The following is a 15,813-nucleotide window of genomic DNA, read 5'->3' as shown; positions in this document are numbered from 1 at the left end:
CCCGGCAATTCATCACACAGTTTTTTGCAGGCCGGCAACCGTGCGCGGCATGCCGACAAAACCTGGCAACGCTTCGACACGTGCCAGCCATGCGCGAATGTTGGCGTAGTCATCCAGCGATACATTGCCTTCAGGCGCATGGGCGATGTAGCTGTACGCCGCGACGTCGGCAATGGTCGGTTCGCTGCCAGCGAGAAACGGAGTATCTGCCAGTTCCTGATTGATCACCTTGAGCACGGTATGGGCGTAAGGGATCACTTCATCAGGGTTGTACGGCGCGCCAAACACGGTGATGAGCCTTGCCCGAGCAGGGCCGAACGCGATGGGGCCTGCGGCGACGGACAACCAGCGCTGCACTTTTGCTTCACCAGCCGGGTCGGAAGGCAGCCAACGACCGTTACCGTACTTTTTCGCGAGATAAACCAGGATCGCATTGGAGTCGGCGAGCACCAGACCCTGATCATCCAACACCGGGACCTGACCGAACGCATTGAGCGCCAGGTATTCCGGCTTCTTGTGCTCACCTTTCGCGAGGTCGACGAAGATCAACTCGGTCGGCAAATTCAGCAGCGAGAGCATCAACTGCACGCGATGAGCGTGGCCGGATTTTGGGAAATTGTAGAGTTTGATGGCTTGCATGGTCGACTCCGCAGAATGAGTGGCGCTGCTCACGATGATCAGCTCCCGAGGTAAGCCCATCATCCACCGACGGGTGCAGCAGCAGAATCACCAGCAAACGAAATCCGTTGTTTCATCGGGTGAAATAAACGCTCACTTCTGCAATGCCGGATGCTCCCTGAGAGTCTTGACCGTGAAATCGACGAAACTGCGAACCCGCGTAGGCGCCTTGCGACCACCCTGATAAACCACATGGATGGGCAGCGGCGGCACTTCAAAATCCGCTAGTACAATCTCCAATGTTCCCTCAGCCACCTGACTTGCCACTTGGTAAGACAGGACCCGGGTATAACCCAGGCCGAGCGCGGCCGACTTGATCGCAGCCTGATTCGCTGTCACCACCAAACGTGGTTCCGGGCGGATATTCAATGGTTCGTCGCCATCGATAAAAGGCCAGGTCCTGTGCTGACCAATCGAGGAAATTCCAATGATCGGTGCCTGGCAAAGATCCTGCGGATGTATTGGCCGACCGTGAGAGTCCAGATACTGTGGCGACGCAACAATCACCCGACGCACTTCACCCACCCTGATCGCATGCTGATTGCTGTCCGGCAGTTCACCGATGCGCAGGGCAACGTCCACGCCCTCCTCCACCACACTGACCACTCGATCCACCAACAGCGCATTGATGGTCACGTCCGGGTATTGCTTGAGAAAATCCACCATGATCGGTGTGATGAACAACTCACCGAACAGCACCGGCGCCGTGATTGTCAGCTGTCCTCGCGGCTGTGTGTGGCTGCCAGCTGCAGAATTCTCCGCTTCCTGCACCTGCGAAAGAATCATGCGACAGTCTTCAAGGAAACGCTGACCCGCTTCGCTTACATACACATTGCGCGTAGTGCGCGTCAGCAACTGAGTGCCGATTCGCTTTTCCAGCGCCGCCACCGCCCGGGTCACGCTGGCCGCAGACATACCCAAACGCCGCGCTGCCGCCGAAAAGCCCTGGTCCTGGGCAACGGCAACGAAAACCTGCATTTCCTGGAAGCGGTCCATCAGAAATCCCCGATTCAGATAAAAAAATCGCAACCCAAGGGCTGCGATTTTCATAGGTGATTTTAGAGAATTAAAACTGTCGCAACTACCCCTTCAGTTTCGCGGGCTGTAGCTTCGCCGAAAGAAAACGCAAAACTGTCGCAACAGCCTCAAAAGCGGTCAACAGCGCAAGCTCTAGAGAATTAAAACTGTCGCTGATCGGTAAGTTTATGATTTTCATGATTTTTATTTCTTATCGGTTCCGCGAATGGCAGTAAGTTCACATCGTGCATCTTCTGCCTCGCGCCCTTATGAGTTCTTGCTGCCTTACGCGTGGCCCCATGCCGTTATCACTTGCCCCATCTCTCGCTCGCTGCTTACGCATTGACCCAACAAGCCCGGGTACCAGCTCAGTGCTTCAGTGGTACGTGTAATATCGATTAAACAACGGAATATGCGCGTTGTTGGCCTTGCGAAATCATCGAGGATCACGGCAAAACTTCGTGCAGCTGCTTCGCCAGGATCTTGGCGCTCCCGCAAATGCGATGCGAAAATCTAGTCTGCCAACCAAAACCAAAACAGGATTACACATGCAATGGATCGATGAAAAGGATCTTGCAACGTGGGCGAAACGTACTGACTCGCGCGCGTTGTTGATCGACATGGTGGCTGACTTAATTAAAGACACCGGGGGCGGCGAGTCCACTGAAGGGCTGCTTCAGATGACGCAGCGCTGAGCTGTCACAAATTCGAATCTTTTTCCAAAGCAGGACGCTATGAATCCTCAGAAGCGACTGAAAACTTAATGGTTCGCTGTATCCTTTTGGGTCTCGCGAGGTCGGTTGCTTGGAAGCTTTTTGCTGCCCCTCTTCCCAGCGAATTTACAAGCTTGGGACGGTGGAGCAATTCGGCCACAATCATGGCCGCGGTCTCACGGACTGCGCCTTGGCATGTAGGTCATGGGCTTAACACAGGCCCGGTTTTCAGAAATGGCTACAGCCATTCGCACCAGCTCTGCGAAAGATTTGGCATGCATTTTTTTCATTACGCGGGAGCGATAGCCCTTGATCGTGACTTCACTCAGGTTCATTTGGCTTGCGATCTGTTTATTCATCAGGCCTTTAACCGCTAACGCCATGACCTGTGCTTCACGCACTGTCAGAGACTGGTAGTTAGTATGCAGATTCAAAATTTGCCGCTCAACCTCACGACGTTTGAGGTCGGTCTGAAGTGCGACGGACACCGCGTCCAATAGATTCTGATCACGAAAAGGCTTCGCTAGAAAATCCACCGCACCAGCTTTCATCGCCATGACTGACATTTCGATATCTGCGTAACCAGAGATGAAAATAATCGGAATTTTCTCATTCGACTCAACCAGTTGGCGTTGGAAGTCGAGGCCGGAGACTCCATGCAAGCGCACATCCAACACCAAACAGCTCGCCCCTCCTGACTTCGGATGATTTACAAACTCCGCAGGAGTCGAGAAAGCAACGACATGCATACCAGCAGAGCGCAAAAGATTGCTCACGGCGTATCGAATGGAGGCATCGTCATCGACTACGAAAACAGTGGAATCATTATCCTGAGATTTACAGAATAGGTTGCTCATGGAGGAACTCCAAAAAAGGAAAACAGTGAATAACAACGTCACTAACAGCTCGAGGCCTGACGGTAATTCATAAAACTGGAAGCGTCGTGGCGCAGACTGTTGTCTCGGGCTGGCGGACGGTGATTCACTGTTTCACTACTGGAAGTGTGAATTGAAAAGTGGCACCGCGGGGTTGGTTGGCGCTCGCCCTCAATCGCCCACCATGCGCCTCGATGATCGATTGGCAGATCGACAGCCCCATGCCCAACCCGGTAGCCTTGGTTGTATAGAAGGAGGCGAAAACTTGGTCGGGATTATCCGTGTCAAAACCGTGTCCCGAATCGCTGACGCTCACCAGCAGGTAGCCTTTGTCCCCCGGCACCGCGCTGATATGCAAATGACGCTCGCCTTTGGGTGTAGCGTCCATCGCCTCAAGCGCGTTCATGATCAGGTTGAGCAGTACTTGCTGCAGCTCTACACGATCGCCGACGACGAGTTGCAAATTATCGGTGAGCTGGATCTGCACCGACGCGCCTGCCTTCGTAATCTCGCCACGGCTGAACTCGACCATTTCACCGATGGCCTCGTTGATGTCTACCGGACCTTTTTGCGGCGGTGCCTTGCGGATATGACTACGGATTCGCCCCAGCACATCTGCAGCCCGGTTGGCATTCTGGATCAGGTGAGCGAGTACTTGGCGAACCTCGTCGAGGTTCAGAGGTTGAATGCTCAGCCACCGCTGTGCAGCATTAGCGTTGAGGACGGCCGCAGCAATCGGTTGGTTAACCTCATGTGCGATCGAGGCCACCATCTCTCCCATAGTGGCGACACGATTCGCATGAGACAGTTCGGTCTGCACCTCGCGATAGCGCCGCTCGCTTTCACGGATTTTTTCCTCCGCCTGATTAAGCTCTGTCCGGTCCAGCACGAAAGCGACCCCTTCCCTCATATCGGCGTCCAACCTGGCGAGACAAACGATCGCCGGCAGCGTGCTGCCGTCCCTTTTGAAATACTCCTTCTCGAAAGGTTGCGCGCGACCGCTGCGAGCCGCCTCCTCAATGGACCGCTCGCTGATGTCGAAATACTGCGGTACCGTCAGATCGCGCCAGTGTAGCCGGCTCAACGCAAAGTCTTCGCGGGTGTAGTGAAGCATATCCAGAAAGGCATCATTGGCCTCGACGATGTCACCGTCGGACTTCCAGACCACGATTCCGATGATGTTGGCGTCCAACAGGCGCCGAATCTTTGATTCGCGCTCGGCTACTTCACGATACAGTCGCGCGTTTTCCAGCGAGATGGCCGCCTGAGACGCCACCAATTTCAGTACGGCGATCCGGTCTCGACTGAACACGCCAGCCATCAAATTGTTTTCGAGGTAAAGGGCCCCTATTAGCTTGGCCTGAATCACCAGTGGGAGGCAGAGAATCGAGCGGGCACGATTCTCACAGATGTAATAGTCTGCAGCGAACGGCGCTTCAGCAGCAGCATTGGTCAGGACAATACTCTCTCGGGTTCGCAGAACATGATAGAGAACGGATTCAGGTAATTGCTCGGCGCTGACTGGCGCATCGCGCAACTCTGTCACGTCGTGTCCGCTAGTCACTTGGGCGGCGATCCGAGGCTCGCCAACATCCGACAGGATCAGCAGTCCGCGTTCGGCACCGGCCTGTTCGATGGCTGTGAACATCAACTTATCAATGAATTTATCCAGAACGATTTCGCTCGAGACGGCCTGGGAGACCTTGAGCACAGTCGCCAGATCCAAGTGCTCGACCGCCGTGGCCATGGTGGTGGTCGGGCCAAAGGTATGCTCATCTGTACGCAGCGACGGATACTGCGTATCAAGCTGGAGCACCTTGCCGTCAGCCCCCCAGCGCAGATAGCAATAACGGGCGTCCTGCAGATAAACCTGGGATATCTTGCTAAGGCCACGCTGGGCATAGAAGCGAGATGCCAGCTCATTGGCGAGCGCCTCGATCTGGGTGAAGCCATTGTGCTGCGCCAGACTGGTGGCTTGTTCGTAAAGCAACTCGGCATCCATCACTCGCCCTTCGACCCGAGCGATCTCCGCGCCGACCAAAGTAGCCCGACTCGCAAAATTCTCCGGACACTGTTGAGCCCACATCTGAAGCTGCCGAAAAGCGGCCTCCATCACGACCAGGTGCAGTGCATGTTCACGCTCCGGAACGCAGTCGCACCACGCGGCCCGAACCAGTGCATGATAGAAGTAGAACTCGGCCTCCTCGAAGAACGAGTTCGACGTCCAAAGCAACCGCTCCGCCTGTGCAGAAGCTTCCATCGCCGCCGGATAATTGCCGGCTATGTAGTACGCCTGTATTTTTCGTACCCAGTACCAGCATTCCGCAAGGGCCAAGTCCGGACTGCTAGACAGATAGGCTTCGGTCGTGCGTTCGTTGAACAGTTGATCGTCAAAGCAACCCAAAGATGACGTCTTGCCTCGAAGCATCCGGATCAGCGCAAATTGAGTTTCGATTAGATTGGTAACCAAGCCGAACTTCACCTTAACGGCGTATGCTAGTCCACGCTCGGCTTCGCGCTGTACATCGCATAATTGTTCTCCCGCGAACAAAGCGTCAGATATAAGACTATTGCCAGCGTAAGCACCGTAAGGCAAATCTCCTACACGATTCGCCACCGAAAACGAGCGGCGCAGCAGGTCCCGACAGTGCGCAACTGGACTCATCCAGCGCACTGTGAAGTTGGAAAAGCAAAGAAAGGTACTCGGCTCGAAGCGTGTAAACCCACGCTGTTCGACGAGTTTGCAACCCAGTTGGCCAAAGCGGTACCCTGCCTGATAGTCTCCAAACCGCCGTCCGGCTACTCGGAATACATTGGCATAATGCACACACGATGCATCGCTGTTGCCGCGTTCAAGACTTAGGCAGACCGCTCTACAGATCGACAGGCACGTCAAGTTCTCATCCGTCTGCAAAGCAGGCGGGAAGAGCTTGGCCAAAATATTGACTGCTATCAGAGATGGGATGTCCTCCATCATTGGTAAATCGACAAGCTCTTCGATTTTCCAATCGCCCAGCAGTGGCCAGATTCGGTCGTATTCCTGGCGAACCTCATCGTCGCTTGGATGGGGCGACCATTCAATGCCAACATGCCGCAAATAGTCCAGGCACACAGCAACCGAAGCGTCGCTGCGATCCAGCAGCAGGTAGACATCCATATGCAGGCGGGCGACGTCGGCGCGATCAATCACAGTCGTTGCGTGCTTGGCCAGTGCGGTCAAACGTTTATCGGCAACGAGCAACTCGCCGGTAAGAAACTCGCACTCGGCCCGGTTCAACTCCAGGGCGAAGCTGAGTTCTTTGCGCCGCGTCCAGCAATCGTTATCCAATAGCTGGGCACCGGTGGTGAGGTAATTGAGCGCCGAGACGTAAGCCGACGACGCCTTGGCGCGCTGACCGGCCATCAGGTTGTACTCGGCAAGTTGTTCACGCTCGTCCTGCTCCGTGATTAAGTCGATGCCTCGATTGAGCTGGCCGACGATTTCGAAGATCGCCTCTTCTACGTCTTGCGCTGGAGACTGCGCGGAAAGAAGCCGGCCAATTCGCAAATGTGCTTGGGCCCGTGAGTCCTTGGGGATTAACGAATAGGCGGCCTCCTGGATTCGGTCATGAACGAAACCATATCCATCCTCTAGTCTCTCGATAATCCCTTGGCGCGTTGCCTCCCACATCACAGTGAGCAACTGCTCCTTTGGAACTTCCATGGCGGTGGCGAGCATTTGGACATCGGCGACGTTGCCCAAACAGGCGAGATGTTGCAACGCATGGAGAGTGTCAGCCGGTAGGCGAGCCAACTTGTCGACCAGCAGGTCGACGATGTTATCGGTGTAGCCCTTGGTATGGATTCGATCCGGGTCCCAGAACCAGCGACTCAGGTGGTGATCGAACGTCAGCAGCTGTTCATCGACGAGGGTTTGCAAGAACTGGATCACGAAGAATGGATTACCGGCAGTCTTGTCCAGCACCAGTTGTGCCAGAGGTACGACCCGATCAACTTGATCATCGAGCGTCTCAGCGATCAATTGTTCGATATGGTTCTTGGTAAAGGGTTCTAAGTTAACTTCCACGACCCTGCCACCGGCTTCGCGTATAGCTTGAATCTTCTCCGACAATGGATGCCCGGCATCCACCTCGTTGCTGCGGTAGGCGCCGATAAGCATCAGGTGTGGCGTATGCAAGCTGGTCAACAGTTTCTCGAGCAAATCGAGTGTTGCCGCATCGAGCCATTGCAGGTTGTCGAGAAACAGTACCAGCGGATGATCCTCCTGCGCGAACACCCCGATAAAGCGGTGCAGCACCAGCAGAAATCGACATTGTGCCTGTTGCGGATCTAGCGTCGGGACCGGTGGGGTTTCGCCGATGATCAGTTTTAGTTCGGGGATCAGGTTGGTCATAAGCCGCGCATCCGGCTGCAGCGCATGCTGCAGGGCGTCACGCCAAGCAGCTAGTTCTCTGTCGTTTTTGCCCAATAGATTACGTACCAGACTTCGAAAAGCCTGCACCAGTGTGGAATAGGGTATGTCGCGACTGTATTGGTCAAACTTTCCGGAAGCAAAGATTCCCCTCGTCGGCACCAACACCTTGTGGAGTTCATTGACCACCGAGGACTTGCCAATACCCGAGTACCCGGTGACTAGCACCAGTTCCGTCGCGCTACTAGTAATAATCCTATTGAACGCAGTCACCAGCGTTTCGACCTGCCGCTGACGTCCGTAGAGTTTCTCCGGAATCAGCAGCCGGTCCGACGCATCATGCTGGCAGAGGGTGAAGGGCTTAATCTGGCCCGCCTGCTGCCATTCATCCAAGCATCGGCGTAAATCGATCTCGACTCCAACAGCGGATTGATAGCGCTCCTCCGCAGTTTTGGCTAGGAGTTTGCTGACAATGTCACAGAGCACTTTGGGAATGCTAGGGACCTTGGAACTAGCCGGAACTGGTTTTTTCGCGATATGGCAATGCACCCATTCGATCGGATCGACGGCGGTGAATGGCAGCGTGGCGGTCAGCATTTGGTACAAGGTGACGCCGAAGGAATACAGGTCGCTGCGCGAATCGATCGAGCTATTCATTCGGCCAGTCTGCTCGGGGGACATGTAGGCCAGCGTACCCACAATCTTCTCCGGCACCAGACGTTCACGGGCCACCCTGACTGCCAGGCCAAACCCTGTAATTCTGGCTTGGCCATCGGAGCAATTAACCAGAATATGACCGGGTTTTATGTCTTTGTGAACAAGTCCTCGCTGATGAAGCTTACCCAATGCCCTTGCGATACTGATAGCGTGCTGTAGAAACGTTGTGATACCCATGGGAGTTGCTAGCAGATGCAGTAAAGGCTGGCCGCCCGGATCTTCAAGTACCAGGTGCATTTGCCCGTCTTCACGCAACATCTCCAACGGTTGAACTGCCCAACTTGAATTCAACTCCTCCTTCAATGCAAATTCGTTGGCTAGACGAGCAAGGCTAGCTGGCAAAGGTTGTTGGGTGGCAGGCATTGACAACAAAATGCTGCGATCACCATTTGCGCCTGTACGCAATACCCGACAGAAGACGCGCTCACTGTCGCCCCATAATATTTGCATGCTGAAATCCAAAGAACTAAAACTAAAAAAAATTTTACGCCGATCCCATCCGTGGGATTTTCTTTTGAAGCTTGACTGTCTAAAACAGCGCAACGGCAGATTCCATGGAACGCAGGCGTACATTCACTTATTTAGATATTGCAATGCAGCATGAAATTTTCGTTCTCGACAATACGCGATGAGAAATAATCATTAGGCGTATGAAAGGAGCAGAAAAATGTCACTGAACGGATGTCGATGCACGCATACAAATATTTATTTTTTTAATACCTTGGTATATTTTAATCAGTAAAATCCGACGAATGGTATAAATGCACGATACATATATTTCCACCAGTCCTCCCTGTTGTCTGTGCACAGCGGGACATGCGCCGTAGAAAAATCCACAAGAGATTTATGGGCAATACATCAACAACGTATCAACAGAACAAACTGAAGTATTATTGTAGCTTCCGATTTCCTCGGATAGAGTTATTGATCAATATCAACCCCACGACGTTCCTTTGAAAAAATGGATACAAGTATGAGCACACTAATCAATAAATTACTGTTAACCCGCGCTGGTTACGGGGTGACTGTTTTACGAATTTTCGTCGGCATCATCTTCGCTGCCCACGGTTCGCAGAAACTATTTGGAGCATTCGGGGGTTACGGCTTGGTCGGAACTGCGCAATACATGGAAAGCCTGGGACTGACGCCAGGCTACCTAATGGCGACGCTGGCGGGCGGTACCGAGTTCCTCGCCGGTTTGGCATTCATTATTGGCCTGCTGGTTCGGCCTGCTGCATTAGGCCTAACTTTCTTAACACTGGTGGCGATTTTTTCGGTACACATCAGCAATGGATTGTTCATGGTTAACAACGGCTGTGAGTTCGCTCTAAGTTTACTCGGTGGCTGTATAGTGGTATTGATCGAAGGTGCAGGAAAGCTGTCCTGCGACCGTGTTATGGCAAACTGATCTACTGGTAGTCGAGATTGATTGCCGCGAGCCCTCGAACTTATGTACCAAATGAGAAAGTTTGTAATATTTTCGACCCTCGCAGTTAATTAATCCACCCTCATTAAGTTCCATAACATCTAATACAGGCTCGCGCCTAACTACGTCTGCTTGTTAACTTTCATGTTCACATCACTGCTTGAATCATCCGAAAGGCCATCAGTGGTTGATGTGAGAAGATAAGCCGGTAGTGTTATCATGAATTTGAACAAGACTTCTTATTTTGACTAATCACCATGCCCCTCCTGAAATTTCGTGCAAATATCGTTTGCTGAGTTTTGCGGGAGGGACAGTTAAAACCGGCGACTAGGATCACAATCTCATTAACGCCATAACCTGCATCCAATAACGTTGCTTACGGTAGTCAACTACCGATGTTGAACGTAGCTTGCAAAAGCGAACATTTCAGCAACTCCTAATCCCCCGCTAATCGAAACCTACCCGCATGCCCGATATCGCCAGAATAATGATGACCGCCACCAGTGCCGCCATTACCGTTCCCGAGGCCAGCACTCGCCACGCTGTGCGTTCGCTGCCACTGTGCGCCAGCATGAAGCCACGCAAACCGCAGAATGCGTGGGAGATGACGTGGAACACCGCCAGGAAACAACACGGCAACAGACGGATGCTCCATGGGTCTTTCAACTCCGTCTGAGGCTTGACTGCCGAAACCTCCCAAACCGACTGCATTTCAAATGTGCGCATAAAAAATCCAGTAGCGTGAAAACCATTGAGAGGTGAGCATCTTTGACTGGATCTGGACTAAAGTATTGATCCAGTTTTCAACAATATAATTGAGCCACTTCAAGCACTCTCCATGAAAGTCAAAGCTTCAAACCAAGTCACCTGGTCGCTTTCGCTCGATGCACGCCAGGAAGGTGAAACCCTCCAGACGTGGCTGTACCGGGCACTTCGCCAGGACATTCTAGGTGGGCGCCTTCCGCGCAACCATCTACTGCCCAGTACACGCAACTTGGCCGCCCAATATGGGCTGGCAAGAGGCACAGTCCAGGCGGCATACAATCAGTTGCTGTCCGAAGGATATCTTGAGGCCGTGCAAGGCAGCGGAACCAGGGTCAGCCTCACACTCCCGCACGACCACCTCGCGCGTGCGAACGATACGCCCAAAATCACCGAACCAACGGAGGCGGCTCTCCCTCTACCGACCTCTCGCTGGGCCCGAGATCTAGTCAAACAGTCGCCCGCGTTTCTCCTTGATACCCACCACCCGTCAAAACCTTTCGTGCCTCACTGCTGCGATGTTGCCAACTTTCCGATCGATACCTGGCGTCGGTTGCACGCCAAACACTTGGCCGCCGTCCAGCCTTCAATCCTGTCCAGGCGTAATGCGCAAGGGTCACCGGCACTGCGCAAGGCCATGGCAGATCACCTGGCAATCGCGAGAGGCGTGGCGGTGAGCGCGGAACACATAGTGCTGGTCAGCAGCGTTCAGCAGGCCCTGGATATTTGCCTGCGCCTAATCATCGAGCCTGGCGATACTGTGTGGATGGAGGACCCGGGTTACCCCGGTGCCCGGCAAATCATGCAAGGCGCCAATGCGCAAATCGTCGACGTACCGGTGGACGAGTTCGGGGTGGTTGTCGACGAGGGCATCAGGAAAGCGCCGACGGCCCGTCTTGCCTACGTGACTCCCTGTCGACAGGCACCCATGGGCGTAGCCCTGGCGCCCGAGCGACGGCTGAAGCTCCTGCAATGGGCCAGGAACAATGGCGCCTACCTGTTCGAAGATGACTACGACAGTGAGTACCGATTTATCGCCAAACCTATCCCTGCGCTCAAGAGCATGCCTCATGCCGACCGCCATGTGATCCTCGCCGGCACCTTCAGCAAGCTGCTTTTTCCCGCAATTGGACTGGCTTATCTGGCCCTTCCGCCTCAACTGGTCGATCCCTTCACCCGGGCCATGTCATTGACAGCGCGCAATGCCAACAGCCTGGCCCAGGCTGTGCTGGCGGATTTTATGGCCGAGGGGCATTTCGATCGTCACATCCGCAAGATGCGCAAGATCTACGCCGCCAGGGCGAAGACTTTTGAAACCCTGGCCCGGCAGTTATGGGCCGACATCATCGAGTTCGCGCCGATCCACGCCGGGCTTGACGTGGCAGGACGGCTGAAGGGTTTGACAGAGGCTGAAGCGATAGCGTTGCTGCACCGTGTTGGTATCGGCGCCTTTCCCCTGAGCCGATACACTCAGAGTGGTGATATACCGCCGGGCCTGGTCATGGGGTTCGCCGCGCACACGGAACAACAGATAAAGCAGAAAATGATTCTTTTCGCACAAGCTCTAGTTGACCCATGGTCAAAGGCGCAGTCAGCCATTGACCCGCGTCCGAATCAACATGCTCAAGCATTACTTGAGCACCATTTAAATCAAGGTATGCAAATCCATCTTCCGGGCGTTGATAAGCTACTTTGAACCCCAGACAAGAAACCAAAAAGCCAGGCTGCTCTCCAGGTTGCTACATGAACATCATCCCAGCCTCGACAACTCTGAAAGGTTATTTGGGCTCGGCACGTTTTCTCCATGCCTGGCTTGTTGCTCGGCGCAGCAGCGTCGGCCTGGCTGTTGAGGTACCGCGTGAAAGCAAGTTTGCCGTGGATCGTCGCGGGCATTGGCTTTCTGGGAGCTGCCTTGGGATTCATGGTCGCCCAGATACTTGTGTGCAACACGCTGATGTATTGCAGCCCGCTGTCAATTGGGTTTTAACGCTGGAACCGAGCGTCCGATCTTGGCCGTTTATGCCTATCACGAGAGGCAGAAAATGGCCGGAAACGAACCTGGCTCGACCGTGCTTCAGGCCGATTTTGTGGAAAAATTCGGTTTTCTGAAACGGGCAGGAAAGCGATCGGTTACTTGGGACGAAAAGCATGTGGGTCGGGGAACAATAGCTATCATTTTGACTTACCCATCAGTCCTGTGGACGTCGCCGGATGAAGCTCAAGCGGGAAGCTAAAACCCTGAAGAACAAGGCTATTGCCTCATTGCGGCGCGGATTGGAGGTTTTCAATGGCCACGACGATCACGGTCGCACAGAATCAGTTCTCCTTCATCTCCAGCACAGCAGTGAGATGCTGACCAAGGCACTTCTCGTGCAAAAGTCGAAGGAAGTTTTCGATAAGCAGAAGGGAATTGCCATTGGGCTTGATCGGGCACTAAATGTAGCCACAGCTAGTGGATACATGACAGCTGCACAGGCAGGCTCTATCCGTGCCCTCAACACCATGCGAGATGCTGCTCAGCATTGGATGATTGTTGTGCCTGAAGACGCGTTGTTCGTTAATGCGAGAGCGCTGCTGACAACGCTGGATGAAGTATTGGTCGAGCATTTTGACGACTCGCTGGCAGACAATCTTCCTCTTCGCGTTATGCCACTCTCAACCACCGCATTACCCAGCTTTGATGTTCTAGTGGACCGAGAATTTCGGCATATCGCCGAACTTCTCGCACCCAATAAGCGCGCCCGAGACGAGGCAAGAGGACGCATACGAACCCTTCTGGCAATGGAAGCTCATGTGAGCGAAACCGTTGAGGTGTCAGAAAGGGACATTGATCGTATCGAGAAGGCAATCAAGGTCGGCACTCAAGTAGATCAGGTCTTCCCAAGGTTGATTGCCTTAGCGAGCAACATCACCGGTGAGGGCCCTACTCTTCGCGTCCACATCAGCAAAAGGGAAGGCGCACCTGTTCGGTATGTTTCAGGCGATGATCCCGAAGCCGCAGGTGCAATACGGGAAGTTGATTTACAGAAAAAGTACCACCTCAGCCCCACTGCACTTGCTGAACGGTTAGGGCTCAGCCCGAACAAATGCAAAGCGTTACGAGAGATGCTGGGGCTCGACAACGACCAATCTAACATGATGATTTTTGAGTTTGGCAGCCAAAAACACGCGCGCTTCTCAGATAACGCGCTGCGTATTTTGCAGGAGCACAATCAGCCAGAAATAGTTGAGGCGGCTTGGCAGGCACGTCCGAAACCTAGGCGTTAACCACAGTGCGTCTAAAATATTTAGAGAAGCTGGATGACAGCAAGTCTCCATAAACCGGTAGGCAAACGAAGGACTATTAGGTCGATTGTGTTGAAAAAGTCGGTCCTTGACCGCGTACTGGTTGCTGAAAGCGACTTTTTTGCGCGCAGCTATGCGAAATCTGAGCCCCGAATCCTCTGCTCATAGTGAAGATTTTAATCTCAAGCACGTACTTTTCTGCCGTGAAAACCATAGCCGACTTTTTCACAGAATCGGTCGATTGTTGCCTGTCGCGACAGGTAGCAATCCATATCTGTCAGGCAGCGTGATCACTCGGGCAACCCGGCCAGTCGCAGCCCATCGGCGAACAGGGCGAAATCCTCGGGCCGCTGGATCGGCAGCCAGTTTTTCAGGTTGGAGAGGCGAAAAGAAGGGTCCAGTGCCTGCAGATGCTGCATCGCGCACCTGGCTTTATCCATGCGCCCGCTTAGCGCATGACTGGCCGCCACCAGAGCCGCCGCGGGCAGCAGGCTGGGCAGGTTGCCCAGCGCTTTTTCCGCCCAGCCTGCCGCAGTATCGAAGTGCCCAGCGAAGAAATGCGCGAGCGCCATCCCGACCTGCATCCTAAATATTTCCGGATCCAGCGGACTCAAGCGAACGGCATGGTTCAGATTCTCGATGGCGGCGTCTGTCTCACCGCGCAGAGCGCGCAGAATACCGCCCAGAAACCAGGCGGGGGCGAGGTTGGGGTTGAGCAGCCGTGCCCGGTCGAGCAACGCAATGCCGCCGTCAAGATCTCCGGTCAAATGACTGAGCGCATGCCCACCGCGTGTCAACGCGACGGCATCATCCCGGCCCAGTGTTACTGCCAGACGCGCCAGCCGTGTGCCCTCGGCAGTCTCGGCAGTCCGGTCGGTGATCCAGCCGTTGAGCTTGCGCCACAAATGGCACCAGGCGGCCATGCCATAAGCCGATGAAAATTCCGGATCGAGATCGATGGCCTTGTAGAACATCGGCAACGCTTCATCAATGGCTTCACATGTGCCGGTGTGCAGTTTTGCGATGGCGCGCAGGTAATAGTCGTAAGCGTCCAGGCTTTCCGTGGGTTTGCGTTTGGCCCGTTCGATTTCTGCCCTTTCGAGTTGCGGCGCGATGGCGCCGACGACGCTTTCAGTGATTTGATCCTGCAGCTCGAAAATGTCATCGAGCAGGCCTTCGAATCGCTCGGCCCAGAGATGCGTCCCGGTTGTCGCGTCGATGAGCTGACCAGTGATGCGGACCTTGTTTCCGCACTTGCGCACACTGCCTTCGAGCACGTAGCGAACACCCAACTCCAGACCGACACCCTTAGCGTCCATCCCCCGGCCCTTGAACGTAAAGCTCGAATTGCGCGCGATGACGAACAGCCAGCGGATCCGCGACAGGGCGGCGATGATGTCCTCCACGACGCCGTCGGCGAAATAGTCCTGTTCCGGATCGCCACTCAGGTTGTGGAAGGGCAATACGCTAATCGAGGGTTTCTCCGGGAGTGTCAGCGTAGAGGCAGGCATTTGCCTAGCGGCCACGGGTTCGTCGATGTCAGGGTGTGGCGTTTGCCCGCGAGTGTCGACCATGACTTGCCCGACGAAGCGGTAACCTTTGCGGGGGATAGTGCGCACCAGGCGTTGTTCCTCGCCGCTATCGCCGATGGCCTTACGCACCGCATTGATGTGACTGGTAATCGTAGATTCCGAGACGATGCGGCCGCTCCACACCGCCTGGAGCAGGTCGTCCTTGCTGACGACGCGATCGGGATTGCTTACGAACAGCAGCAACAGATCGAAGACCTGCGGGCTGACAGCCACGACGTACCCGCGCAAAGTCAGCTCCCGACGATCCTGATCGAGCACAAAATCTTCAAACGCGAATTGCAAAGCAATAATCTCCTGGCGAAGCGCCCTCAACTCCGTGTTCCAGGCGGCTGGCGAT

The 15,813-nt window shown here is 54.4% G+C and carries 9 protein-coding genes and 2 pseudogenes; 4 read left to right on the top strand and 7 right to left on the bottom strand.

All coding sequences use genetic code 11. From position 1 onward, the window contains the following. Window positions 1-12: 12 nt before the first annotated feature. Window positions 13-639: a glutathione S-transferase family protein gene (locus tag B0W55_RS00580; RefSeq protein ID WP_077044124.1), complete on the bottom strand. Its 627-nt coding sequence runs from the start codon at window positions 637-639 to the stop codon at window positions 13-15. A gap of 132 nt (window positions 640-771) precedes the next feature. Next, window positions 772-1,674, bottom strand: coding sequence for a LysR family transcriptional regulator (locus B0W55_RS00575; protein ID WP_077044123.1), 903 nt, complete (start codon window positions 1,672-1,674; stop codon window positions 772-774). Window positions 1,675-2,243: 569 nt separating this feature from the next. Here B0W55_RS00575 and B0W55_RS30705 point away from each other — a divergent pair. After that, window positions 2,244-2,390 (top strand): hypothetical protein, encoded by a 147-nt coding sequence (locus B0W55_RS30705; protein WP_175645446.1) that lies wholly within the window; start codon window positions 2,244-2,246, stop codon window positions 2,388-2,390. Between the two features lie 194 nt (window positions 2,391-2,584). Here B0W55_RS30705 and B0W55_RS00570 read toward each other — a convergent pair whose 3' ends face one another. After that, window positions 2,585-3,265 carry a response regulator transcription factor gene (locus B0W55_RS00570; RefSeq protein WP_077044122.1) on the bottom strand — a complete coding sequence of 227 codons (681 nt, stop codon included), beginning with the start codon at window positions 3,263-3,265 and terminating at the stop codon, window positions 2,585-2,587. Window positions 3,266-3,389: 124 nt separating this feature from the next. Next, a complete protein-coding gene (locus B0W55_RS00565; RefSeq protein ID WP_077044121.1) occupies window positions 3,390-8,861 on the bottom strand; it encodes an AAA family ATPase in 5,472 nt (1,823 codons plus the stop codon). A 523-nt stretch (window positions 8,862-9,384) separates the two neighbouring features. On the opposite strand from B0W55_RS00565, the gene B0W55_RS00560 reads away from it, so the two are divergent. After that, the gene (locus B0W55_RS00560) at window positions 9,385-9,819 is read left to right on the top strand and encodes a DoxX family protein (RefSeq protein WP_077044120.1); all 435 of its coding nucleotides are present in this window, start codon (window positions 9,385-9,387) and stop codon (window positions 9,817-9,819) included. Window positions 9,820-10,284: 465 nt separating this feature from the next. On the opposite strand, the gene B0W55_RS00555 is transcribed toward B0W55_RS00560, so the two are convergent. Further along, a complete protein-coding gene (locus B0W55_RS00555; RefSeq protein ID WP_077044119.1) occupies window positions 10,285-10,563 on the bottom strand; it encodes a hypothetical protein in 279 nt (92 codons plus the stop codon). A gap of 112 nt (window positions 10,564-10,675) precedes the next feature. Here B0W55_RS00555 and B0W55_RS00545 point away from each other — a divergent pair. Continuing rightward, window positions 10,676-12,124: pseudogene (locus B0W55_RS00545) on the top strand (PLP-dependent aminotransferase family protein); the annotation flags it as partial. Window positions 12,125-12,176: 52 nt separating this feature from the next. On the opposite strand, the pseudogene B0W55_RS31025 reads toward B0W55_RS00545, so the two are convergent. Continuing rightward, a pseudogene (locus tag B0W55_RS31025) lies at window positions 12,177-12,334 on the bottom strand (VOC family protein); the annotation flags it as partial. A 476-nt stretch (window positions 12,335-12,810) separates the two neighbouring features. On the opposite strand from B0W55_RS31025, the gene B0W55_RS00530 reads away from it, so the two are divergent. Then, the gene (locus B0W55_RS00530; protein ID WP_077044117.1) at window positions 12,811-13,866 is read left to right on the top strand and encodes a hypothetical protein; all 1,056 of its coding nucleotides are present in this window, start codon (window positions 12,811-12,813) and stop codon (window positions 13,864-13,866) included. A gap of 308 nt (window positions 13,867-14,174) precedes the next feature. On the opposite strand, the gene B0W55_RS00520 is transcribed toward B0W55_RS00530, so the two are convergent. Continuing rightward, a complete protein-coding gene (locus B0W55_RS00520) occupies window positions 14,175-15,758 on the bottom strand; it encodes a winged helix-turn-helix domain-containing tetratricopeptide repeat protein (RefSeq protein ID WP_077044116.1) in 1,584 nt (527 codons plus the stop codon). Between the last annotated feature and the right edge of the window lie 55 nt (window positions 15,759-15,813).

Origin of the sequence: Pseudomonas sp. KK4 (assembly GCF_001984065.1) — a bacterium.
GTDB lineage: Bacteria > Pseudomonadota > Gammaproteobacteria > Pseudomonadales > Pseudomonadaceae > Aquipseudomonas.
Note: the sequence above shows the minus strand (reverse complement) of the source record. Positions and strands in the feature narration are given on the sequence as shown.

What these genes read in the sequence shown, in the direction of transcription:
- B0W55_RS00560 (WP_077044120.1), top strand. Translation starts at nt 9,385, where the DNA reads ATGAGCACACTAATCAATAAATTACTGTTAACCCGCGCTGGTTACGGG.
- B0W55_RS00570 (WP_077044122.1), bottom strand. Translation starts at nt 3,265, where the DNA reads ATGAGCAACCTATTCTGTAAATCTCAGGATAATGATTCCACTGTTTTC.
- B0W55_RS00530 (WP_077044117.1), top strand. Translation starts at nt 12,811, where the DNA reads ATGAAGCTCAAGCGGGAAGCTAAAACCCTGAAGAACAAGGCTATTGCC.
- B0W55_RS00555 (WP_077044119.1), bottom strand. Translation starts at nt 10,563, where the DNA reads ATGCGCACATTTGAAATGCAGTCGGTTTGGGAGGTTTCGGCAGTCAAG.
- B0W55_RS00575 (WP_077044123.1), bottom strand. Translation starts at nt 1,674, where the DNA reads ATGGACCGCTTCCAGGAAATGCAGGTTTTCGTTGCCGTTGCCCAGGAC.
- B0W55_RS00580 (WP_077044124.1), bottom strand. Translation starts at nt 639, where the DNA reads ATGCAAGCCATCAAACTCTACAATTTCCCAAAATCCGGCCACGCTCAT.
- B0W55_RS30705 (WP_175645446.1), top strand. Translation starts at nt 2,244, where the DNA reads ATGCAATGGATCGATGAAAAGGATCTTGCAACGTGGGCGAAACGTACT.
- B0W55_RS00565 (WP_077044121.1), bottom strand. Translation starts at nt 8,861, where the DNA reads ATGCAAATATTATGGGGCGACAGTGAGCGCGTCTTCTGTCGGGTATTG.